Source organism: Vibrio sp. 1580 (genome assembly GCF_033340055.1).
Genome location: NZ_JAWOVT010000023.1, coordinates 1 through 22,071 on the forward strand (window position 1 = coordinate 1; position 22,071 = coordinate 22,071).

The 22,071-nt window shown below is 46.0% G+C and carries 24 protein-coding genes; 23 read left to right on the plus strand and 1 reads right to left on the minus strand.

Translation table 11 applies throughout. The features are described 5' to 3' along the window. From R7093_RS22595 to fliJ, 15 genes are all read left to right on the plus strand, one after another. The coding region (locus tag R7093_RS22595; protein WP_254661342.1) for a flagellin at window positions 1-105 on the plus strand (105 nt) is incomplete at its 5' end. Window positions 106-393: 288 nt separating this feature from the next. After that, entirely contained in the window at window positions 394-1,524 is a 1,131-nt protein-coding gene (locus R7093_RS22600; RefSeq protein WP_005380449.1) for a flagellin, read from the plus strand. Between the two features lie 92 nt (window positions 1,525-1,616). Next, window positions 1,617-2,051 carry a flagellar protein FlaG gene (gene flaG / locus R7093_RS22605; protein ID WP_005384493.1) on the plus strand — a complete coding sequence of 145 codons (435 nt, stop codon included), beginning with the start codon at window positions 1,617-1,619 and terminating at the stop codon, window positions 2,049-2,051. 21 nt (window positions 2,052-2,072) lie between these two features. Beyond that, window positions 2,073-4,067, plus strand: a complete 1,995-nt coding sequence (fliD, locus tag R7093_RS22610; protein ID WP_047102855.1) for a flagellar filament capping protein FliD — start codon at window positions 2,073-2,075, stop codon at window positions 4,065-4,067. A 3-nt stretch (window positions 4,068-4,070) separates the two neighbouring features. Beyond that, on the plus strand, window positions 4,071-4,376 hold the full coding sequence (locus R7093_RS22615) for a flagellar protein FliT (protein WP_005380456.1): 306 nt from the start codon (window positions 4,071-4,073) through the stop codon (window positions 4,374-4,376). A gap of 12 nt (window positions 4,377-4,388) precedes the next feature. Beyond that, window positions 4,389-4,799: a flagellar export chaperone FliS gene (fliS, locus tag R7093_RS22620; protein WP_005380457.1), complete on the plus strand. Its 411-nt coding sequence runs from the start codon at window positions 4,389-4,391 to the stop codon at window positions 4,797-4,799. 287 nt (window positions 4,800-5,086) lie between these two features. Further along, window positions 5,087-6,553 (plus strand): sigma-54 dependent transcriptional regulator, encoded by a 1,467-nt coding sequence (locus R7093_RS22625; RefSeq protein WP_005384490.1) that lies wholly within the window; start codon window positions 5,087-5,089, stop codon window positions 6,551-6,553. Window positions 6,554-6,752: 199 nt separating this feature from the next. Then, complete coding sequence (locus R7093_RS22630) at window positions 6,753-7,784, plus strand: sensor histidine kinase (RefSeq protein WP_005380459.1); 1,032 nt, start codon at window positions 6,753-6,755, stop codon at window positions 7,782-7,784. A 36-nt stretch (window positions 7,785-7,820) separates the two neighbouring features. Further along, a complete protein-coding gene (locus R7093_RS22635) occupies window positions 7,821-9,230 on the plus strand; it encodes a sigma-54-dependent transcriptional regulator (protein ID WP_005394318.1) in 1,410 nt (469 codons plus the stop codon). A gap of 122 nt (window positions 9,231-9,352) precedes the next feature. After that, window positions 9,353-9,664, plus strand: coding sequence for a flagellar hook-basal body complex protein FliE (gene fliE, locus R7093_RS22640; RefSeq protein ID WP_005384482.1), 312 nt, complete (start codon window positions 9,353-9,355; stop codon window positions 9,662-9,664). 14 nt (window positions 9,665-9,678) lie between these two features. Continuing rightward, complete coding sequence (fliF, locus tag R7093_RS22645; RefSeq protein ID WP_005380462.1) at window positions 9,679-11,421, plus strand: flagellar basal-body MS-ring/collar protein FliF; 1,743 nt, start codon at window positions 9,679-9,681, stop codon at window positions 11,419-11,421. Beyond that, a complete protein-coding gene (gene fliG, locus R7093_RS22650; protein WP_005380470.1) occupies window positions 11,414-12,469 on the plus strand; it encodes a flagellar motor switch protein FliG in 1,056 nt (351 codons plus the stop codon). The genes fliF and fliG overlap by 8 nt, the downstream gene beginning before the upstream one ends. Before the next feature lie 71 nt (window positions 12,470-12,540). Further along, window positions 12,541-13,341, plus strand: coding sequence for a flagellar assembly protein FliH (gene fliH, locus R7093_RS22655; RefSeq protein WP_047102856.1), 801 nt, complete (start codon window positions 12,541-12,543; stop codon window positions 13,339-13,341). Between the two features lie 3 nt (window positions 13,342-13,344). Further along, window positions 13,345-14,664, plus strand: coding sequence for a flagellar protein export ATPase FliI (gene fliI, locus R7093_RS22660; protein ID WP_047102857.1), 1,320 nt, complete (start codon window positions 13,345-13,347; stop codon window positions 14,662-14,664). A 6-nt stretch (window positions 14,665-14,670) separates the two neighbouring features. Continuing rightward, window positions 14,671-15,114: a flagellar export protein FliJ gene (gene fliJ, locus R7093_RS22665; protein ID WP_005380474.1), complete on the plus strand. Its 444-nt coding sequence runs from the start codon at window positions 14,671-14,673 to the stop codon at window positions 15,112-15,114. 40 nt (window positions 15,115-15,154) lie between these two features. On the opposite strand, the gene R7093_RS22670 is transcribed toward fliJ, so the two are convergent. Next, window positions 15,155-15,469, minus strand: a complete 315-nt coding sequence (locus R7093_RS22670; RefSeq protein WP_017635953.1) for an NIPSNAP family protein — start codon at window positions 15,467-15,469, stop codon at window positions 15,155-15,157. Window positions 15,470-15,749: 280 nt separating this feature from the next. Here R7093_RS22670 and R7093_RS22675 point away from each other — a divergent pair, with 280 nt between their 5' ends. The 8 genes from R7093_RS22675 to fliR all read left to right on the plus strand — a co-directional run bounded on the left by R7093_RS22675 (window position 15,750) and on the right by fliR (window position 22,071). Beyond that, a complete protein-coding gene (locus tag R7093_RS22675; protein WP_047102858.1) occupies window positions 15,750-17,603 on the plus strand; it encodes a flagellar hook-length control protein FliK in 1,854 nt (617 codons plus the stop codon). Window positions 17,604-17,688: 85 nt separating this feature from the next. After that, entirely contained in the window at window positions 17,689-18,192 is a 504-nt protein-coding gene (gene fliL, locus R7093_RS22680) for a flagellar basal body-associated protein FliL (RefSeq protein ID WP_005380477.1), read from the plus strand. A 7-nt stretch (window positions 18,193-18,199) separates the two neighbouring features. Next, the gene (gene fliM / locus R7093_RS22685; protein ID WP_005380478.1) at window positions 18,200-19,246 is read left to right on the plus strand and encodes a flagellar motor switch protein FliM; all 1,047 of its coding nucleotides are present in this window, start codon (window positions 18,200-18,202) and stop codon (window positions 19,244-19,246) included. Window positions 19,247-19,304: 58 nt separating this feature from the next. Continuing rightward, window positions 19,305-19,715, plus strand: coding sequence for a flagellar motor switch protein FliN (gene fliN / locus R7093_RS22690; protein ID WP_005380479.1), 411 nt, complete (start codon window positions 19,305-19,307; stop codon window positions 19,713-19,715). Window position 19,716: 1 nt separating this feature from the next. Next, on the plus strand, window positions 19,717-20,130 hold the full coding sequence (fliO, locus tag R7093_RS22695) for a flagellar biosynthetic protein FliO (RefSeq protein WP_017820812.1): 414 nt from the start codon (window positions 19,717-19,719) through the stop codon (window positions 20,128-20,130). Beyond that, the gene (gene fliP / locus R7093_RS22700) at window positions 20,117-20,986 is read left to right on the plus strand and encodes a flagellar type III secretion system pore protein FliP (RefSeq protein WP_005380487.1); all 870 of its coding nucleotides are present in this window, start codon (window positions 20,117-20,119) and stop codon (window positions 20,984-20,986) included. The genes fliO and fliP overlap by 14 nt, the downstream gene beginning before the upstream one ends. Before the next feature lie 24 nt (window positions 20,987-21,010). Beyond that, the gene (fliQ, locus tag R7093_RS22705) at window positions 21,011-21,280 is read left to right on the plus strand and encodes a flagellar biosynthesis protein FliQ (protein WP_005380488.1); all 270 of its coding nucleotides are present in this window, start codon (window positions 21,011-21,013) and stop codon (window positions 21,278-21,280) included. A gap of 8 nt (window positions 21,281-21,288) precedes the next feature. Further along, complete coding sequence (fliR, locus tag R7093_RS22710) at window positions 21,289-22,071, plus strand: flagellar biosynthetic protein FliR (RefSeq protein WP_005384463.1); 783 nt, start codon at window positions 21,289-21,291, stop codon at window positions 22,069-22,071.

Consider the following 22,071-nt stretch of genomic DNA (forward strand, 5'->3'; position numbering starts at 1 on the left):
GAAACGACGGCAATGACCAAATCACAAATTCTATCGCAAGCGTCAAGCTCAATCCTTGCGCAAGCGAAACAAGCGCCAAACTCAGCGCTAAGTCTGCTAGGTTAATTTCAAACCTAAGACGAGAACCTCATTGGCTCGTGGTGAGAGATGAGCGAGTAAACCCAGCTTCGGCTGGGTTTTTTTCTGTCTTTTGGGCCCCCAGGATTTCTGCGAATCACGACATTAGAGCTTCATCACATTTCAGTAAGCCAAAGAAAATAATCGCAAAAAATTGAAAATTTCTTCTAAAGGATATTCATCGGTCGCCGTTAAAGGGACTGAGAGAAATGAGATGTACCTAAGTGAGGTGAGAGACACGACGGTACATTCACTAAAGCCTTAAGGAGATCAATTATGGCGATTAACGTTAATACTAACGTTTCTGCGATGACTGCACAGCGTTACCTAAACCAGGCAGCTGACGGTCAACAAAAATCAATGGAGCGTTTGTCTTCGGGTTATAAAATCAATAGCGCGAAAGACGATGCTGCAGGTCTACAGATTTCAAACCGCTTGAATGCACAAAGCCGTGGCCTAGACATGGCAGTGAAAAACGCAAACGACGGTATTTCTATTGCACAGGTTGCTGAAGGTGCAATGAATGAATCTACCAACATCCTACAACGTATGCGTGATCTTTCGCTTCAATCGGCGAACGGCTCTAACTCAAAAGCAGAACGTGTAGCGATCCAAGAAGAAGTAACAGCGCTAAACGACGAGCTAAACCGTATTGCTGAAACTACCTCTTTCGGTGGTAACAAGCTTCTAAACGGTACTTACGGTACTCAGTCTTTCCAAATCGGGGCGGATTCAGGTGAAGCAGTGATGCTTTCTATGGGTAACCTACGCTCAGACACTTCAGCAATGGGTGGTAAGAGCTACGCAGCAGAAGAGGGTAAAGACGCATCTTGGACTGTTGGTGAGAAAACAGAGTTCAAAATGAGCTACACCAACAAGCAGGGTGAAGAGAAAGAGCTATCAATCAGCGCTAAGCAAGGCGATGATATTGAACAGCTAGCGACATACATCAACGGTCAAAACGATGATGTAAAAGCCTCTGTTGGCGAAGATGGCAAACTACAAGTATTTGCTTCTTCTCAAAAAGTTGAAGGTGATGTTGAGTTTTCTGGCAACCTAGCAGACGAGATCGGCTTTGGTGGTCCGAAAGACGTAACAGTGAAAGACATCGACGTAACCACAGTAGCTGGCTCTCAAGAAGCAGTAGCGGTTATCGACGGCGCTCTTAAGTCCGTAGACAGCCAACGAGCTTCACTCGGTGCTTTCCAAAACCGCTTCAACCACGCAATCAGCAACCTAGACAACATTAACGAGAACGTTAACGCGTCTAAAAGCCGTATTAAAGATACTGATTACGCGAAGGAAACCACTGCGATGACTAAGTCGCAAATTCTTCAGCAAGCAAGTACTTCAATCCTGGCTCAAGCGAAGCAGTCTCCATCTGCAGCGCTAAGCTTGTTGGGCTAAGTGGTAAACCCAGCCTGAGGTCAACACCTTAGTGCTGGGGCACCAAAGCGATAGATTCTATCGTTAGCCCATAAGGTGGAAGGGAGATTGTAATGGATATATCCTCCTACGCATCGAACATCCAGCCTTACGGCACGCCAAATGGCACAAAGTTTGCAAATAAAAATGGCAATGATATAGGCACGTCTAGCCCAGCAAATTCAAATGGTGAGATTTCGCCGCAAAAAGCGAAAAACACCGAATACGACTTCTCTGTTCAAGCTGCGATCGAGATGGCTGAAAGCCGTCAAGAACTGAACAAAGAAGAACGTGAAAAATTGGTCGCACAAATGAATGAATTTGTCACGTCCATAAACAAAGGAGTCGCATTTCGAGTGGATGAAGAATCCGGACGAGATGTGGTGACGATTTATGAAGCCAATACCGGTGACGTGATTCGTCAAATTCCTGATGAAGAAATGCTAGTGGTATTGCGTCGCCTAGCTGAGCACACAGCCAACAGCGGGTTGTTGACTGAAAAAGTGTAAGTCGTTTTTAGAGGTGATTTGATGAGTTTAGGCCCTTTGGGGATGTCTGGCGGCATGGATATTAATTCCATGGTCAGCAAAATTGTGGATGCCGAACGCGTACCAAAGCAGCAACGCATCGACAACGAACGCACGACAATTAATGCCAGTATCAGTGCTTACGGACGACTCAGAGAATCATTGGATACGATGAAAAATCTCATGGCGAACTTTCGTCAGGAGAAAGCATTTGCCGTTCGCACCGTCGAAACGACCAATGACAATATTGTATCTGCCACGGCAACCACAGATGCTATCGCTGGCAAATATGCTATCGATGTGTTGCAGCTTGCTCAGAGCCATAAAGTCGCTTCTGACGTATTGCCAGAAGACGCAAAATTTGGCCCTGGTAAGCTGCAGATTTCGCTTGGTGATGAGCGTTTTAATATCGATGTTCGTTCCCGATCTAAGCTCATCGATGTCGTACGTGGCATCAATGGCGCTAAAGATAACCCTGGCGTTCGTGCATCTCTTATTAACGACGTCGAAGGTCCACGCCTTATCCTTGCTTCTAACCTCTCTGGTAAGGATCATCAAATCAGAGTCAGTGTGGAGGCAGAAAAAGGCAACCCTCTTAAATATTTCGAATACCAAACACTTGAAGACCGCGTCAACGCGCTTGAAGAAGCTCGTTCAGCGGCGGAAGATGTCTTAGGTCCTCTTAAATTTCCGGAACAACCAGCAGAAGAGCTGGATGCAAACGGCAATCCTCTACCTCCAGAAGAGCAAAAAGCGGCAGACGATGTACAAGATGATGCATCGCAAGCGCCAATCTCTGCGGCGGGTGCAGAAGCAGCCAAAGCTGGTCAAGAAGCCATTGATGAAGCCAACCGACGCGCGAGTTTACGCCCTGAAGACAGAATTCCAGGGTGGACAGAAACTGCGTCAGGTACTTTGTTGGACTCTTATGAAGAACCAGAGCTCGAACTCGACGAAAAGGCAATAGAGAAGGCACCAGATGTTCCAGGCTGGAATAATGCCGCATCGGGCACCCTAACCGATTCTTACGTTACGACGAAAGAGGCTAAGCAGCTTCTTGAGCAAGAAAAAGCGGAAATCGAGCAAAAAATTGCGAGTGAAAAGCAAGCGTTAGACGAAAAAGTGGCACGTGGTGAACTTTCCGAAGCGCAAGCTAAGCAAATTCATCGCGCTAAACTTGATCCTCAAGAACGTGAGCGTCTGGAAAAAATTGATGAAGCAGAAGCGAAAATCGCAAAGGCACAATCTGCTTTTGAAGAATACCTTGGGATGACAGAAGTACAAGCAGGGCAAGATTCAGAAGTTCTGCTTGATGGAGTGGCAAAGCTATCTAGCCACAACAATGTGATTGAAGATGCGATCGAAGGTGTTGATTTAACGCTAAAAGGCAAATCAGAACCGAATAAACCGCCTGCTGAAATTGGTGTCGAGTACGACCGTCAAAGTGTACGCAACGATATCGAAAACTTTGTGGCAGCGTATAACTCGTTTTATCAAACCTCCCAAGCGTTGGCGAGTGTGGATCCGGTAACTGGTCAAAAAGGGCCGTTGTCAGGTGACAGCACCGTACGCAGTGCAGATTCACGATTAAAATCGGTCTTTTCTACTCGAATCGATAAAGCACCTGAAAACCTAAAGTCCTTAACAGAATTTGGCATTACGACCACACGTCAAGGCACCCTAGAAATCAACTATGACATGCTAGATCGCCAGTTGAACAATAACTTCAACGAGTTAGAAAAGTTCTTCGGTGGCAACACAGGTTTTGCTAAACGAGTAGAAGATGCGATTCACGGTATCACAGGTATTACAGGCAGTATTCGTACTCGAGAAAAAAGTCTCACAGAACAAAACTACCGTTTGAGTGACGATCAAGCGGCATTAGATCGCCGCATGGAAAGCCTAGAGAAGCGTACTCATGCGAAGTTTACCGCGATGCAAGATGCAACCGGTAAAATGCAAGGCCAGTTAGGCGCTTTGATGAGTGCGTTGGGTTAATAAATGCAAAAAGAACTCATGGAAATTAGTGATATAGATCAACTAATTACGCAAGAATTAGAAAAAATTGATTTTAATGCTGAAGAAATTCTTCGCTTGGTCGATATCAGGGAACGGTTATTGCAAAACCTGTTACCAATTATTCATCAAAATCCTTTGGTTAAGCAGGATGCAGAGTGGCAAGCGTTGCTAACTCGTACCAAAAGAATTGTCGAGCTGATGCAATCGGAAACGTCAAAGGTCGGAAAAGAGCTCCATAAGTTTCGTTATGGCCAGCGTTCACTTCAGCAGTACAAAAAATTTATTTAAAAGAGGATTACTATGCGCGGTTCTTTGCAAGCATACAAAAAGGTATCAGTCGACAGCCAGCTTAGCGCGGCTTCTCCGCACAAAGTCATTCAAATGCTTATGGCTGGTGCGATTGAGCGCCTTATTCAAGGTAAAGCAGCCATGCAAGCAGGCAATATTCCAGCAAAAGGTGAGCGCTTGGGTAAAGCGTTAGACATCATTATCGCGCTACGCAGCTGTCTATCTATGGATGACGGTGGTGATATTGCTTCAAACTTAGATTCACTGTATGAGTTTATGATCACGCAAATTTCTGCTGCTAACCATCAAAATGAGCCTCAGCTGATCGATGACGTTATCGACATTATCCGTGAGATCAAGTCCGCTTGGGACCAAATCCCAACAGAGTTTCATAATCTTACCGCTGCTGAAGTTGGTATTTAATAGTCAAAACAATGCGTTAAGATACTAGACGAATATATTTGTCAATTGCGCAACGAGTTGTGTAGCAAAGTTTCTATCAAGCTCACACCTCTCCATTGCTTGGTTGCCTTATTTTTATATTCAAATAAAATAGAAGCCATTAGTAGCCCTAATGGCTTTTTTGTTGCTGATTTTCCTATTTTGTCTATCGTAAATTGAGTGTGGTGGTTCTGCCTTCTTTAGCACCCAATTGCGCAAATCAAGGTTTGGCCGCAACGCACCTAAAATAAAGGCAATCATTCTTACTTATGCATGGTTTGGCAAAGCTGCTTGTAATTGATGATGACGCATCAAGTCGTTTAAATTTAAGCAATATATTGGAATTTGTTGGAGAAAATTGCGAAGCGGTCAGTTCTGATCAGCTCAGCGATGTTGATTGGTCTAGCGTATGGTCGTGCTGTATTGTTGGTAATATTCCAGCAGGTCAAGCGGCGAGTACGGTTATCTCTCATTTAAACAGCGCTTACCACATCCCTCTTCTAGTCATGGGCCGTTTTCCTTTGCCTGTTGATGATCTTCCAAATTTTGTTGGTGAACTAGAGCTGCCGCTTAATTACCCACAGCTTAGTGAAGCGTTACGCCACTGCAAAGATTTTCTGGGGCGAAAAGGAGTGAATGTTGTTGCTAGTGCACGCAAAAACACGCTTTTTCGCAGCTTAGTTGGTCAAAGTAGAGGTATTCAAGAAGTTCGACACCTGATTGAGCAAGTATCAAACACGGAAGCAAACGTGTTGATCTTAGGTGAGTCCGGTACGGGTAAAGAAGTTGTTGCGCGTAACATCCACTATCATTCTTCATACCGCGATGGCGCATTTGTACCTATTAACTGTGGTGCAATACCGCCTGAGCTCCTAGAAAGCGAATTATTTGGTCACGAAAAAGGCGCGTTTACTGGTGCGTTAACTGCCCGTAAAGGTCGATTTGAGCTCGCAGACGGTGGCACGATCTTTCTTGATGAGATTGGCGATATGCCAATGTCGATGCAAGTAAAGTTGCTTCGTGTATTGCAAGAACGCTGCTTTGAACGTGTAGGTGGCAATAGTACCATCAAGGTAAATGTTCGAGTGGTGGCGGCGACACACCGTAATCTAGAAAATATGATTGAAGAAGGCACGTTCCGAGAAGACTTGTTCTATCGCCTGAACGTGTTTCCAATTGAGATGCCAGCGCTGAAAGAGCGCAAACAAGATATACCATTGCTGCTGCAAGAACTGATGACACGTTTAGAGGCGGAAGGCGGACAACCTATCTGCTTTACACCTCGTGCAATCAACTCACTTATGGAGCATAACTGGCCGGGCAACGTACGCGAGTTGGCTAATCTTGTTGAGCGAATGATTATTCTGTATCCAAATAGCTTGGTGGATGTAAACCATCTACCAACCAAATATCGCTACAGTGACATCCCAGAGTTCCAACCAGAGAGCAATCCATTTGTTTCGGTGGAAGAGCAAGAGCGTGATGTATTCCAAGATATCTTCTCTGAAGATTTTAGCTTTGAAGATCAAGACGACCTTGATCACAGCATGAACGCCCCGCAAGCGCTGCCACCGGAAGGGGTTAATTTGAAAGAACTGCTAGCTGATTTAGAAGTTAATATGATCAGCCAAGCATTAGAAGCGCAGGGTGGCGTTGTAGCAAGAGCGGCCGACATGCTGGGTATGCGACGTACTACGCTGGTGGAAAAAATGCGTAAGTACAACTTACAGCGCTAGGTAAAGTGAAGTTTTAAGACGATATCTGAATTATCACTTGTGCTAGTTAACATCGTTTTTCTGGCATCCAAAACCGTTATCTCTGAGTGTCAACTTATTGTCGATAGCTTAACGTCCTGATAAATATAGAAAATAGCTTGGTACGCTAATTGCTTACCAAGCTATTTTAGTTTTAGCGGCGATATTTCGACAGGCAGTAATGGATAACAACACCAATCAATCCCATTTAGATTCCGTAGAGAATCAGGTTGAGCGCTACAAACAGGTGCTCGATGTGATGCCTGCTGGAGTGATTTTGCTCGATACGTACGGAGTAGTGCGTGAAGCAAATCCAGAAGCGCACCGAATTCTTGAGATTCCACTGGTTAACGAAAAATGGTTCAACGTTATCCAGGCGGTGTTTGACCCACGTGAAGATGATGGCCATGAAGTTTCCCTGCGGAATGGCCGTAAAGTTCGACTCGCCATCTCGGCGTCCACAACAGGTCAATTGATCCTGATTACCGATTTAACCGAAACCCGTTTACTTCAAGCTCGTGTCAGTGATTTACAGCGCTTATCGTCGTTAGGACGTATGGTTGCGTCGCTTGCTCACCAAGTAAGAACGCCGCTGTCGAGCGCTATGTTATATGCATCCAATTTGGGAGCGCCAAATCTTCCTCCAGCGACAAAAGATCGCTTCCAAACCAAATTAATGGATCGACTGCACGATTTGGAAAAGCAGGTTAATGATATGCTGCTTTTTGCTAAAGGTGGTGATAATAAAGTCATTAAGCCATTCACGATTGCCCAGTTGGTAGCGGAATATCAGCCGATGGTCGAAACCGCGCTAAAAAACAACAGTATTGATTACTGCCTAGAAGTTGAAGAAGAACAAACTGAGCTACTAGGCAATGCGAACGCCATTGCATCTGCATTAAGTAATCTGGTCATGAATGCGATTCAAATGTCTGGTAAAGAATCGCAAGTCGATATTTTTTTCCGCCCGGTAAATGGTGAGTTACGCATTTCTGTGCAAGACAGCGGACCGGGTGTGCCCGAAGAACTGCAAGCCAAAATCATGGAGCCATTTTTTACCACACGTTCTCAAGGAACTGGATTAGGGTTGGCAGTTGTTCAAATGGTTTGCCGTGCCCATGACGGTCGATTGGAACTTATTTCAGAGCAGGGTGATGGAGCCTGCTTCACCATGTGCATTCCGCTAGAGCGAGTGCAAACAGAAGCGCAATAAGCGGCTTTTGGTAATAACAATTTCTGGAGAATCATAATGGCGCAAAGCAAAGTGCTGATCGTAGAAGACGATGAAGGTCTTCGTGAAGCCCTAGTCGATACTCTGGCTCTGGCAGGGTATGAGTGGTTGGAAGCGGACTGTGCTGAAGATGCACTGTTAAAGCTGAAATCGAATACGGTTGATATCGTCGTTTCTGATGTGCAAATGGCGGGTATGGGTGGCTTAGCTCTGCTCAAAAGCATCAAGCAGAATTGGCCTAACTTACCAGTATTGCTAATGACGGCGTACGCCAATATTGAAGATGCCGTGTCTGCAATGAAAGATGGCGCGATCGACTACATGGCGAAACCATTTGCACCAGAAGTGTTGCTAAATATGGTCAGTCGTTATGCACCGATAAAAAGTGATGACAACGGTGACGCTATCGTTGCTGATGAGAAAAGTCTACGTTTACTCGCGTTGGCCGATAAAGTGGCACGTACAGATGCGAATGTTATGGTGCTAGGTCCGAGTGGCTCAGGTAAAGAAGTGATGTCGCGCTATATTCACAACGCGTCAAATCGTAAAAATGGTCCTTTTGTCGCAATTAACTGTGCCGCGATTCCTGACAATATGCTCGAAGCAACACTGTTTGGCTATGAAAAGGGCGCATTTACTGGTGCTGTTCAGGCATGCCCAGGAAAGTTCGAACAAGCGCAAGGTGGCACAATCTTGCTTGATGAAATCAGCGAAATGGACTTGAACCTGCAAGCGAAGTTATTGCGTGTTCTACAAGAGCGCGAAGTAGAGCGCCTAGGCAGTCGCAAAAGCATCAAGTTAGATGTTCGTGTGTTAGCGACGAGTAACCGTGATCTTAAGCAATACGTGTCAGAAGGAAACTTCAGAGAGGACTTATATTACCGCCTGAATGTATTCCCAATTGCGTGGCCTGCACTTAAAGAACGTAAAGGCGATATTGCACCGCTTGCCAAGCATCTTGCTGAGCGTCATTGCAGCAAAATGGGCATGCCAGTGCCTCAATTCTCGACCGTTGCGTTAGAAAAACTATTGCAATACCCTTGGCCGGGTAATGTTCGTGAATTGGATAACGTGGTTCAACGAGCGCTGATATTAAGTGAAAATGGCGACATCGATGCAGAGCACATTTTGCTCGAGGGCGTAGATTGGCAAGATGCCAATAGCTTGCAACACGTGGTGCAAAATGCAGATATGGTCGTGCCCAATGTTAAGCCAGTTGCGCAAGCTGAGAGTGTCAGCCGCCCAGTAACTGGTGGAGAAGGCTTAGGCAGCGAGCTGCGCGATCAAGAATACGCCATTATTTTGGAGACTTTGGTTGAGTGTAATGGTCGACGCAAAGAAATGGCGGAGAAACTGGGTATAAGCCCTCGAACCTTGCGCTATAAGCTTGCCAAAATGCGTGATGCTGGTATAGATATCCCGAATTAACACAGACAACGGCCATAAGACAAAAAGTGTAAGTAAATTGATTGCTAATGTCTTATGGCACGTTAATTGCTGTGTCAATAATCAGTTTTGTTAATAGTCAATCTTTTGGCTTAGAGGTGCTAATGAAAATTGATGGTATTCAGGCAGAAATGCGCGCCATGATGGTAGAAGCAACCAATACGGCTCCTACTGCAAGTGGGGCGAAAGTTGGAGCAGATTTTAACGATCTCCTAACTAAAGCCATCAATAACGTAAACACACTTCAAAAAGCATCTGGTGATTTACAAACCCGTTTTGATCGTGGTGATGCCGATGTATCCCTTTCTGACGTTATGATCGCTCGTAACAAGTCTAGTGTCGCTTTTGATGCGACGGTTCAAATTCGCAATAAACTCGTTGAGGCATATAAAGATCTCATGAACATGCCAGTGTAATTTAGGTAATAAGTGTGGCAGACAAGTCTACAGATTTAACCGTCACTGAAGGCGGCTCAGATGGTGCACTGGTAGCAAGTTCCGATGTGGATGTGGAGAGTCAAAATCCAGATCTAGAGGAGCGTAGTGCGTCAAAATTCGATATGGCAGTGGGCGACCTCGATTTACTTCGTCAGGTTGTGCTTGTGCTGTCGATATCCATCTGTGTCGCATTGATCGTGATGCTGTTCTTTTGGGTCAAAGAACCGGAAATGCGCCCACTTGGTGCGTATGAGACCGAAGAATTGATCCCCGTTCTGGATTATCTGGACCAGCAGAAAATCAATTATAAGCTTGATGGCAATACTGTTTCTGTTGAATCGAGTGAGTACAACTCGATCAAACTTGGCATGGTTCGTTCCGGCGTTAACCAAGCTACAGAAGCGGGCGATGATATTTTGCTGCAAGACATGGGTTTTGGTGTTTCACAACGTCTCGAGCAAGAGCGTCTCAAACTCAGTCGAGAGCGCCAATTGGCTCAAGCAATTGAAGAAATGAAGCAAGTTCGCAAAGCACGAGTGTTATTGGCACTGCCAAAGCACAGCGTGTTTGTGCGTCATAACCAAGAAGCGTCTGCGTCGGTATTTTTGACATTGTCGACAGGCACGAACCTTAAGCAACAAGAAGTGGATTCTATTGTCGACATGGTGGCTAGTGCTGTGCCGGGAATGAAAACTTCTCGAATTACCGTCACAGATCAGCATGGCCGCTTACTCAGCTCAGGCTCCCAAGATCCCGCTTCTGCGGCGCGACGCAAAGAACAAGAATTAGAACGCAGCCAAGAGCAAGCGCTGCGCGAAAAAATTGATTCCGTACTATTACCCATTTTAGGTTATGGCAACTATACGGCGCAGGTTGATATCCAAATGGACTTCAGTGCGGTTGAACAAACCCGCAAACGCTTTGATCCAAACACCCCTGCGACTCGCAGTGAGTACGCACTCGAAGATTACAATAACGGTAACATGGTAGCGGGTATTCCGGGTGCGTTGAGTAATCAGCCTCCAGCGGATGCCTCAATTCCGCAAGATGTGGCTCAAATGAAAGATGGTTCTGTCATGGGGCAGGGTTCAGTTCGTAAAGAATCCACGCGTAACTTTGAACTTGATACGACCATCAGCCACGAGCGAAAGCAGACCGGGACAGTGGCTCGTCAGACCGTTTCTGTTGCGATTAAAGACCGTCGTCAAGTTAACCCTGATACGGGTGAAGTGACTTATACCCCAATGTCCGAATCTGAAATCAATGCCATTCGCCAAGTATTAATTGGTACCGTTGGCTTTGATCAAGGCCGTGGCGATTTGCTGAATGTATTGAGTGTAAAGTTTGCTGAGCCAGAGGCTGAGCAGCTAGAAGAACCACCAATTTGGGAGCACCCTAACTTCAGTGATTGGGTTCGTTGGTTCGCAAGTGCATTAGTGATTATTGTGGTTGTGTTGGTTCTGGTTCGCCCAGCAATGAAGAAATTGCTTAACCCTACCAGCGATGATGAAGACGAAATGTACGGACCAGACGGCTTGCCGATTGGTGCGGATGGTGAAACTAGCTTGATTGGCAGTGACATCGAAAGCAGCGAACTGTTCGAGTTTGGCTCAAGTATTGATTTGCCAAACCTTCATAAAGATGAAGATGTATTGAAAGCGGTTCGCGCTCTGGTTGCGAATGAACCTGAACTGGCTGCTCAAGTAGTGAAAAACTGGATGAATGACAATGGCTAACGATATCGTACCTCAAGATGACAACGCCGCGGGAATGCCAGTAGAGCTGGATGTTTCAACCATTACTGGCGAAGAAAAAGCGGCAATTTTGCTACTGAGCCTTAATGAACAAGATGCAGCTGGCATTATCCGTCACCTAGAACCAAAACAGGTTCAGCGTGTTGGTAGTGCGATGGCTCGCGCGAAGGATCTCAGCCAAGACAAGGTATCTGCTGTTCATCGTGCGTTTTTGGAGGATATCCAGAAATACACCAACATTGGTATGGGCAGCGAAGACTTTATGCGTAATGCATTGGTTGCCGCTCTTGGTGAAGACAAAGCCAACAACTTAGTTGACCAGATCCTACTTGGTACGGGCTCAAAGGGTTTGGATTCTTTGAAATGGATGGACCCACGCCAAGTGGCGAGCATTATTGTCAATGAACACCCACAGATTCAAACTATCGTACTGTCTTATTTAGAAGCAGACCAATCTGCAGAGATTTTGTCTCAGTTCCCTGAGCGCGTGCGTTTGGATCTGATGATGCGTATTGCCAACCTTGAAGAAGTTCAGCCATCAGCATTGGCAGAGCTGAACGAAATCATGGAGAAACAGTTCGCGGGTCAAGCGGGTGCACAAGCAGCCAAAATTGGCGGCCTGAAAGCAGCAGCGGAGATCATGAACTACCTAGACAACAACGTCGAAGGTTTGTTGATGGAACAAATTCGCGATCAGGACGAAGACATGGCGACGCAAATCCAAGACCTAATGTTTGTCTTCGAAAACTTAGTCGAGGTGGACGACCAAGGTATTCAGAAGTTGCTGCGTGACGTACCACAAGACGTGTTGCAAAAAGCACTCAAAGGTGCAGATGACTCGTTACGTGAGAAAGTCTTCAAGAATATGTCTAAACGTGCTGCTGATATGATGCGTGATGACATAGAAGCGATGCCGCCAGTACGAGTGGCAGATGTAGAAGCCGCTCAGAAAGAAATCTTAGCAATTGCCCGTCGAATGGCGGATGCTGGTGAGCTCATGCTATCTGGCGGTGCTGACGAATTCTTATAATTTCTATTGCTTCGCAATTATCCTATTGCGGAGCACCCTCACTTCTTAATCGAACACACAATAGGTAACCCATGGCTGGCGATAGAAAACGTGGATTTATCCGTCCTGATGAAGATGATTCGATGATCGAACCTCAACGTTGGGGGCTGCCTGATTATGGCGAGCCTAAAGCCAAACAAGCAAAACAAACCGCGTTCAACTATGACCCGGGATGGGTGCCGAATTTTGATGAGCCTGAAGAAGAGCAGCCACTTGCGCTAACCGAAGAGCAAATTGAACTGATTAAGCAAGGTGCTTATCAAGAAGGCTTACATCAAGGTCAGGAAGCTGGCTTTAAGCAAGGTTACGACAAAGGTAAAGAAGAAGGGTTGCAAGCCGGCCATGCTGAAGGTCTCGAGCTCGGAAAAGCTGAAGGGGTAACTGCAGGGCAAGAATACATTCAGCAGCAAGTTGAAACCTTCATGAACTTGGCCAATCAGTTTGCTCAACCTTTGGAGTTGATGAATGCTCAGGTTGAAAAGCAGCTAGTGGATATGGTGCTCTGTTTAGTCAAAGAAGTGGTGCACGTTGAAGTACAAACCAACCCTCAAATTATTTTAGATACAGTGAAGCAGTCGGTCGAAGCACTACCAATATCAGGCCACCCTATTACCTTGCACCTGAATCCAGAAGATGTCGCGATTATTCGTTCAGCTTATGGTGAAGAAGACCTTGATTGTCGCAACTGGACGTTAGTTGTTGAGCCATCGCTCAATCGAGGTGACGTCCAGATTGAAGCCGGTGAATCAAGCATTATTTATCGCATGGAAGAACGCGTCAAAAGCGTATTGCACAGCTTTTGTGGCGCAAACCGTCATCAAGAGGGTGAGTAATCCATGCAAGCACTCGCTGACCGCTTAAAAAGCTATAAAGTTGAAGGTCTTACGACACGCCCTGTCGCCTCTGGCAAACTGGTGCGTGTGGTTGGATTAACGTTGGAAGCGACCGGCTGTCGCGCACCGATTGGCAGTTTATGCTTAGTGGAAACCATGTCAGGTCAGATGGAAGCCGAGGTTGTCGGCTTTTCAGGTGGCAACCTATTTTTAATGCCAAGCGAACAAATTACGGGCATTTTACCTGGCGCGAGAGTCACCCCTTTAACCAGTGACGCTGGTTTGCCTGTCGGCATGGAGTTACTTGGGCGCGTGATAGACGGGGTTGGGAATCCACTTGATGGACTTGGCCCTTTGTATACCGATCACCGTGCCTCTTTTAATGCTGAGCCGATCAACCCGTTGGCTCGAAAACCAATTTCTGAACCGCTCGATGTTGGCCTAAAAGCCATCAATGGTTTGTTGACGGTTGGTAAAGGTCAGCGTATCGGTCTGTTTGCAGGTTCTGGTGTGGGTAAATCGGTCACGCTTGGCATGATGACGCGAGGCACCACCGCACAGGTTGTGGTCGTCGGCCTGATAGGTGAGCGTGGACGTGAAGTTAAAGAGTTCATCGAAGAGATCTTGGGTGAGGACGGTCGTCGCCGCTCAGTGGTGGTCGCGGCGCCTGCCGATGCTTCACCTCTAATGCGCTTAAAGGGGTGCCAAACGGCATTAACGATTGCTGAATACTTCAGGGACCAAGGGTTAGATGTTCTGCTATTGATGGACTCGTTGACTCGTTTTGCACAAGCACAGCGTGAAATCGCACTTTCTGTTGGTGAGCCGCCAGCGACGAAAGGTTACCCGCCTTCTGTATTTGCCAAGCTGCCAGCGCTGGTCGAGCGAGCGGGTAATGGAAGTGCCGAACAAGGCTCGATTACGGCGTTCTTTACCGTGTTGACCGAAGGGGATGATTTGCAAGATCCGATAGCGGACGCATCGCGAGCCATTCTTGATGGCCATATTGTACTTTCTCGTGAAATGGCGGATGCAGGCCATTATCCGGCGATTGATGTCGAGAAGTCGGTGAGCCGTGTTATGCCGCAAATCACGACCGAAGAGCACGTTCTGATGTCAAAAGCGGTGCGACAGGTCTTGTCTATTTGTCGCAAGAATCAAGATTTGGTCTCGATTGGAGCGTACAAACCGGGTACCGATCCTGCTATTGATGGCGCATTTACTTTGAAACCGAAGTTAGACGAATACTTGCAGCAGAGCATGAAAGAATCGGTGCCATACGATATGTGCGTCAATATGCTTAGAAACATTTTGGGTGGGTGATAGCGCATGAATAATGCGATGGAGTTTCTACTTGAGCAAACTAAGGATCGTGAAGACCAAGCTGTGCTTGCACTGAACAAAGCGCGTTCTGAACTCGAAGATTATTACCGTCAGGTTGAACAAATTGAAAAGTATCGGCTTGATTATTGCCAGCAACTCGTCGACCGTGGTCAGGCGGGCCTAACGGCAAGTCAATATGGACACTTAAATCGATTCCTTACCCAGCTAGATGAAACTTTATCTAAGCAAAAGCAAGCAGAAAGTCATTTCAAAGAGCAGGTTGAAAACTGTAAAGAATATTGGTTAACCGTGCGTAAAGAACGCAAATCCTATGAGTGGATGATAGACAAACGCGAAAAAGAGAAACAACTTGCTGAAGCTAAGCGCGAACAAAAGCAAATGGACGAGTTTTCCACCTTACTTTACAGTCGAAAACCACATCGTTTCTAAAGGTTATCGGTTCGATATTTCATTACGGTGTTGCAGCTGACTACATCTCTACCGATTCAAGTAAGGTAACTTTGATTGAGTCTTGTTCAATTAACTCAAACACCTTCGGTCGAATCTCGCGAACCCACCACTCGTTGTATGTTTTTTCGTAGAGAGCCTGGCGTGCTTGTTCATTGTCGAACTCTCTAAGCCAAACAAAATAGTCATGTCCATCATCACCAGTGTGGACGTAAGTATTCAGTACACGCATGCCTTGTGAACGTTGATAGGGCAACAGTTCTTCCTTCATCCAACTTAGCCACTGTTCTGTTTTGCCTGCTTTGATTCTATATTGGCGTAATTCTGTGATCTTCAAAGTGATTCCTTAATTGTTAAGCCAAGTGTCTGTTTACACTTATCGTTTTTCAAAGTCAATCAAGTAGCTGTACATCATGTTAGGAACCAGGTTCTCGGATAGTACTGTTGATGTTTGTTCCATAAACATGCCATCTATTAGCTTACCGAGAATTGACTCAATATTGTGGTGTGATTTTTGCATTTTAGCTGTCAGTGTCGGGTCTTTTTGACCTTTGTTTGCCGCCAGTATTGCTGTCTGTCAGCGATACGCTCAGAGCCACGAGAACGAGAGTTTCTAAATGAGTGTGAATTTGTCCCATGTATCTGCGACTACCAAGACGCCAGTTTCTGATGTGTCCGCTAAAGCGTCCGCAGAGAGCACTGAGAGCAAGGGATTTTTAGAAACGTTAACCGATGCGTTTGCTGGTAAACAAAAGCCCGAAAAAGTAGCAACAGAATCGACAGTGGTTGAAGAAAAAGAAAGAGCGGATGTAGGCAGTACTTCTTCTGCTAACGTCTCGGACGAATTGTTGGCGCAAGAAAGCCAAGAATCCGTCAGTGACGAGACCCATGGTTTTGATGAAATATCAGCAAACAAACCGAATGCAACCTTAAGTGAAGAAGCAAGTTTACAAAAGGCGGGTAACAGCACACCTTTGGAGAATGATGTTGAAGCTATTGAAAAAGTGAAATCAACATCAATCGATACGAGCAACCCATCAAATACAATGGACGTAAAAAGCACTATGGGCGAAGGACAACAGCTTCTTGGCCGAATTGAACAAGCGAATCAAACCCTGAATGCGAGTAATGCATCCATCAATAGTGGCAAAGTTTTGCCTCAGAGCGCGAATTTAGTGCATTCGTTCCACGAGCAAGCAACCGTTTCGACAAACCTTGATGAGCTGGCTTTGAATGAAACGCCATCAGTTCATTCTCTTGAACAAGCACAGCTGATCCCAGGGCAAGACTTAGAGCCAATTTTAGATAAGAATGGTCAACCTATCGATGTCGACAAACTCTCGTCTGAGTTTGCTGCTTGGCAAGAGCTAGCGAAACAAGCCAGCCATCCGACGACTAAGAGCGCAGTCAGTGGTGAAGTAGCTAATGATCTGTCGCCGTTGTTAACAGATGTTGATTGTTCCAACATCGACGCGCTTCCACGAGTATCCTTGGATGAACTTGAAGTTATAGATACTAAGTTGGCGCAAGGAAAACCACTGACTCAGCAAGAAGCTCAGATCATTGAAGGGTTGAAACAAGGAAGGATCACGGCGGATATTCCTGATCAAGACCTTGCCCAATTTGTTGCGCTCCCTAATGACATTAAACAGATTCTCGCAGAGCAACAAGTACAACATAATTTAACTCGCCAGGCTGGACCTATGGCAGTGTCTCAGCAAATCCAGCATACAGCGGCTCAAGTACCCCAGCCACAAACTGCTCATAGTGGAGAAAAAGTCGCATTATCTCCAACGCCTGATACGTTGATAGCCGCGCAAGTGCCGACGTCGCTTCAAGGTGTGAAAGACGGAGAGATTAGCCAGAAAGTGATGAACGCAGCATTGGAGACTGGTGCGCTAAAGGCGACTGCGGATAAACAAGATAAGCCGGACCTCCAACATGGCTTCGCTGGACAACTTCAGGCTATGGCAGGTCAGCAAGGAATTAATGTGCAGCAACAAGCGCGTATTGATGCTGCACAACAAGCTCAGCTTCCGTTGCAACTAACTAAAGAGCTAGCCAACGAGCAAGTTGCGGAAAAAGTGCAAATGATGATGTCGAAGAATCTGAAAAATCTCGATATTCGTCTTGATCCACCAGAGTTAGGTCGTATGCAAATTCGTATGACCATGAATAACGACGTTGCCAATGTACATTTTACAGTGAACAACCCGCAAGCTCGTGACATTATTGAACAGACGCTCCCTCGTTTGAGAGAAATGCTAGCGCAACAAGGTATGCAGCTGGCTGATTCTTCCGTCCAGCAACAAAACAGCGGGCAACAGCAAGGTAGGTATACTGCTGAACAACATGGTCAAAGCGCGCAAAGTGGCGGTTTTTCTGGACAGTCCGAAGAGGGTTTTGAATCTGATGTCAATCTGGATTTGAATGTCGCTTCAAAGCGTGATGGAATTAGTTTTTACGCATAAAAGGCCGTTTAACGGCAATGGCATACGGTTACCAAGCAACTCACTAAAACGTCTTGGTAACTCAAAAGAACAATAAGAGACAAGAATGGCAGAAGAACAGTTACAAGGGGCCGATGCGCCGAAAGGAAAAAGCAAGTTACTTATCATCATCATCGCTGTTGTAGTATTACTACTTGGTGGCGGGGCAGCGGCATTTTTTCTAATGGGCTCTGATGAACCTGCTCAGGCTGAATCGTCTCAACAGGCTCAAGTGAAGGCATCGGATGCTGCGCCCATCGCGTATGTGAATCTTCCTCAGGCATTTGTATTTAACGTTACTGGGGATAGCCGCGATAGGTTGGTTCAAATTAAAGCGCAGTTAATGGTTCGCGGTGCAGAAAATGAAGAGTTGGCGCGGTATCACTCGCCACTGATTGAAAGCTCTATGCTATCAACATTTGCTTCCGCGACGGTTGATCAATTGCGCTCTCCTACAGGACGAGTGGAATTGCGCGATCGTGCTTCCGAAGATATCAAAGCAGCGCTGAATGCTGCGGTCGGTAAGCCAGTGATTGAAAAAGTACTGTTTACAGATTTTGTTATTCAATAGGTAAAACGTGACCGATCTATTAAGCCAAGACGAAATTGATGCGCTATTGCATGGGGTTGACGATGTTGATGACGTCGATGAACCGATAGAAAACGACACTGAGGGCGCCGTCAATTTTGATTTCTCGTCGCAAGACAGAATCGTACGTGGTCGAATGCCGACGCTCGAACTTATCAACGAGCGCTTCGCACGGCACATGCGTATTAGTCTGTTTAATATGCTGCGTAAAACGGCAGAGGTGTCGATCAATGGCGTGCAGATGATGAAGTTTGGTGAATACCAGAACACATTGTACGTGCCAACCAGTTTGAACATGGTGCGTTTTCGTCCGTTAAAAGGCACTGCGTTGATCACCATGGAGGCTCGTTTAGTCTTTATTCTGGTAGAAAACTTCTTTGGCGGTGATGGTCGATTCCACGCCAAAATAGAAGGCCGTGAATTTACCCCAACGGAACGCCGCATCATTCAGTTGTTACTGAAAATTGTATTTGAAGATTATAAAGAAGCGTGGTCGCCAGTGATGGGGGTAGAGTTCGAATATCTCGACTCTGAAGTAAACCCAAGCATGGCAAACATTGTCAGCCCGACAGAAGTGATTGTCGTGAGTTCATTCCATATAGAAGTTGACGGCGGTGGCGGCGATTTTCATGTCGTTATGCCTTACTCCATGGTTGAGCCTATCCGTGAACTATTGGATGCAGGTGTTCAGTCCGACAAGATGGAAACGGACGTTCGCTGGAGCTCAGCACTACGTGAAGAGATCATGGATTGTCCGGTTAACTTCCGTGTGAACTTGCTCGAAAAAGACATTTCTTTGCGTGATCTCATGGAGCTGCAACCGGGCGATATCATCCCGATTGAAATGCCAGAACATGCGACGATGTTTGTAGAAGACCTACCGACCTATCGCGTAAAAATGGGTCGTTCGGAAGATAAATTAGCGGTGCAAATTTCTGAGGAAATTGAGCGCCCACATGTCGTCAAAACAGATTTAGCTTTCTTAGGTAAAGACATCATGTCCGAGCTTGAGAGTGAAGACGATATAGACCATTAAGATACCTTATTAAACAGACATGCTATGGCATGAGTAAGGCGTAACACAGGATAGAAAAATGGAACCAAGTGACGATCAAAAGCTAGCAGACGAATGGGCAGCCGCTCTTGGCGAAGACCCGTCTGCCCCTTCTGTAGACGTAGATGAAGTATTGGCTGCGCCACTGGAAGAGCTAAAAGACACTTCAAGCCCAATTAGCGAAGATGAGCGTCGTAAACTCGACACTATTATGGATATCCCGGTGACGATTTCGATGGAAGTCGGTCGTTCTCAAATTAGCATTCGGAACCTGTTGCAGCTTAACCAAGGTTCGGTTGTTGAATTGGATCGTCTAGCCGGTGAGTCGCTCGACGTATTGGTTAACGGTACTTTGATTGCTCACGGCGAAGTCGTGGTCGTCAACGATAAGTTTGGTATCCGTTTGACGGATGTGATCAGCCAAACTGAACGAATTAAGAAGCTGCGTTAAGATGAGTCGTTCAATCAAAATGCGATTGAAGCAAATCACTGGAGCACTGAGCTTAATACTAAGTGCTCCTTATGCATTTGCTGCCGCACCAAATAATCTAGATCTTGCGACGACACTTGGCTCGCTTGTGCTTGTAATCGGCGTGATTCTTTTGCTGGCTTGGTTGCTGAAACGTATGCAAGTGCCAGCGATGGGACAACAAAAGGGCTTGCGTATAGTGAGTCAGTTGCCAGTGGGTACAAAAGAAAGAATCGCAGTAGTTCAAGTGGGTGAAGAACAGTTTTTGGTTGGGATTACTAGCCAATCGATCCAAACTTTAGCCAAGTTAGATAAGCCACTGAAAGAGGAAGAGTTGGCGACCAATGCTTTTGCGACTCAATTTAGCCAGCTGATCAAAAAACATGACAAAGGGTAATCCAATTCGTTTGCTCCTGAGTACGTTGTTACTTTTTGTCGGCGTGCTGTTTTCTTCATTTACCTTTGCTGAAGCAGAGGAGTCAGCGCTGCCAGATAACTTAGCCGATGGAAGTAGTGTTACAGTTCAGGCTATGCAAAGTGATACTGGTGCTAGCCGTGCTATGTCCGTTTCTAGTGGCGGTGGTATTCCAGCATTCACCATGACCACGAACCCTGATGGCAGTGAAGACTACTCGGTTACACTACAAATTTTAGCGTTAATGACCATGCTTGGCTTCTTGCCTGCCATGGTGATTCTGATGACCTCGTTCACTCGAATTGTGGTGGTGATGTCGATATTGCGTCAGGCAATGGGTTTGCAACAAACGCCTTCTAATCAGGTTATTATTGGTATTGCGCTGTTTTTGACCTTTTTTGTTATGTCCCCTGTCCTGAACGAAATCAACGACAAAGCTGTTCAGCCTTATTTGAACGAGCAAGTCACGGCGCGAGAAGCGTTTGATGCTGCACAAGCGCCAATGAAAGCATTTATGCTTAAGCAGACCCGAATCAAAGACTTGGAGACGTTCGTAACCATGTCAGGAGAGCAAGTCGAGAATCCAGAAGATGTGTCGATGGCGGTGTTGATTCCGGCTTTTATCACCTCAGAGCTAAAAACTGCATTCCAAATTGGCTTTATGCTCTTCTTGCCGTTTTTGATTATTGACCTTGTAGTCGCTTCGGTACTGATGGCAATGGGTATGATGATGTTGTCACCAATGATTGTTTCGTTGCCGTTCAAGTTGATGTTGTTCGTATTGGTCGATGGTTGGAACTTGATACTCTCGACACTTGCGGGCAGCTTTGCCCTTTAGATAAGCGCAGATAGAGGATAAGACATGACACCAGAAATGTTTGTCGAGCTTTTCCGTGAAGCACTTTGGATGGTGCTTATCATGGTCTGCGCTATTATCATCCCAAGCTTGCTTATCGGCCTTGTAGTCGCGATTTTTCAAGCTGCGACATCCATCAACGAACAAACGTTGAGCTTCTTACCGCGTTTGATTGTCACGCTTTTGGCCCTGATGCTGTTTGGGCATTGGATGACGCAAATGTTGATGGAATATTTCTATGGCTTGATTGAACGCTTACCTCAGGTGCTTTATTAGAGGCGCCTATGGAGTACCCCACTAGCGTTGTCTTAGATTGGATCGCAAACTACTTCTGGCCCTATGTTCGTATCTCATCCATGTTGATGGTGATGACAGTAACCGGGGCCCGATTTGTTTCGCCAAGAATCCGCCTTTACCTCGGTTTAGCCATCACTTTCGCTGTCATGCCAGCTATCCCCGCCGTACCTCAAGACATTGAGCTACTCTCGTTTCGTGGCTTCATGACCATTGCCGAGCAAATGATCATCGGCATAGCGATGGGTATGGTTACTCAATTTATGATTCAAACCTTTGTCCTGCTGGGTCAAATATTGGGTATGCAATCAAGTTTGGGCTTTGCTTCTATGGTCGATCCCGCAAATGGTCAGAACACGCCATTGCTTGGTCAGTTATTCATGTTCTTAACGACAATGTTTTTCCTTGCCACCGATGGACACTTAAAAATGCTGCAATTGGTGGTGTTCAGTTTTAAAACTTTGCCGATTGGCTCCGGCTCGCTCAACGCGGTTGATTTCCGTGAAATGGCAGGCTGGCTTGGTATTATGTTCCAAACGGCATTGAGTATGTCTCTATCCGGCATTATTGCACTACTGACCATTAACTTGTCGTTTGGTGTAATGACCCGTGCCGCACCACAGCTGAATATCTTCTCGCTTGGTTTTGCTTTTGCTTTGATGGTGGGTCTATTACTTTGTTGGTACATACTGGCTGGTCTATACAGTCATTATGAAATGTTCTGGACAGTGGGTGAGGCGCAGATTTGTCGGCTTATTCGCTTGGAGTGCTAA

Bases quoted from the DNA above. Each gene is read 5' to 3' on its own strand.
- R7093_RS22615 (WP_005380456.1), top strand. From the start codon at position 4,071: ATGCAAAAAGAACTCATGGAAATTAGTGATATAGATCAACTAATTACG.
- fliO (WP_017820812.1), top strand. From the start codon at position 19,717: ATGAGTCGTTCAATCAAAATGCGATTGAAGCAAATCACTGGAGCACTG.
- fliN (WP_005380479.1), top strand. From the start codon at position 19,305: ATGGAACCAAGTGACGATCAAAAGCTAGCAGACGAATGGGCAGCCGCT.
- fliH (WP_047102856.1), top strand. From the start codon at position 12,541: ATGGCTGGCGATAGAAAACGTGGATTTATCCGTCCTGATGAAGATGAT.
- R7093_RS22675 (WP_047102858.1), top strand. From the start codon at position 15,750: ATGAGTGTGAATTTGTCCCATGTATCTGCGACTACCAAGACGCCAGTT.
- fliR (WP_005384463.1), top strand. From the start codon at position 21,289: ATGGAGTACCCCACTAGCGTTGTCTTAGATTGGATCGCAAACTACTTC.
- fliS (WP_005380457.1), top strand. From the start codon at position 4,389: ATGCGCGGTTCTTTGCAAGCATACAAAAAGGTATCAGTCGACAGCCAG.
- fliI (WP_047102857.1), top strand. From the start codon at position 13,345: ATGCAAGCACTCGCTGACCGCTTAAAAAGCTATAAAGTTGAAGGTCTT.
- R7093_RS22625 (WP_005384490.1), top strand. From the start codon at position 5,087: ATGCATGGTTTGGCAAAGCTGCTTGTAATTGATGATGACGCATCAAGT.
- R7093_RS22635 (WP_005394318.1), top strand. From the start codon at position 7,821: ATGGCGCAAAGCAAAGTGCTGATCGTAGAAGACGATGAAGGTCTTCGT.
- flaG (WP_005384493.1), top strand. From the start codon at position 1,617: ATGGATATATCCTCCTACGCATCGAACATCCAGCCTTACGGCACGCCA.
- R7093_RS22600 (WP_005380449.1), top strand. From the start codon at position 394: ATGGCGATTAACGTTAATACTAACGTTTCTGCGATGACTGCACAGCGT.
- fliL (WP_005380477.1), top strand. From the start codon at position 17,689: ATGGCAGAAGAACAGTTACAAGGGGCCGATGCGCCGAAAGGAAAAAGC.
- R7093_RS22630 (WP_005380459.1), top strand. From the start codon at position 6,753: ATGGATAACAACACCAATCAATCCCATTTAGATTCCGTAGAGAATCAG.
- fliP (WP_005380487.1), top strand. From the start codon at position 20,117: ATGACAAAGGGTAATCCAATTCGTTTGCTCCTGAGTACGTTGTTACTT.
- fliQ (WP_005380488.1), top strand. From the start codon at position 21,011: ATGACACCAGAAATGTTTGTCGAGCTTTTCCGTGAAGCACTTTGGATG.
- fliE (WP_005384482.1), top strand. From the start codon at position 9,353: ATGAAAATTGATGGTATTCAGGCAGAAATGCGCGCCATGATGGTAGAA.
- fliJ (WP_005380474.1), top strand. From the start codon at position 14,671: ATGAATAATGCGATGGAGTTTCTACTTGAGCAAACTAAGGATCGTGAA.
- fliG (WP_005380470.1), top strand. From the start codon at position 11,414: ATGGCTAACGATATCGTACCTCAAGATGACAACGCCGCGGGAATGCCA.
- fliD (WP_047102855.1), top strand. From the start codon at position 2,073: ATGAGTTTAGGCCCTTTGGGGATGTCTGGCGGCATGGATATTAATTCC.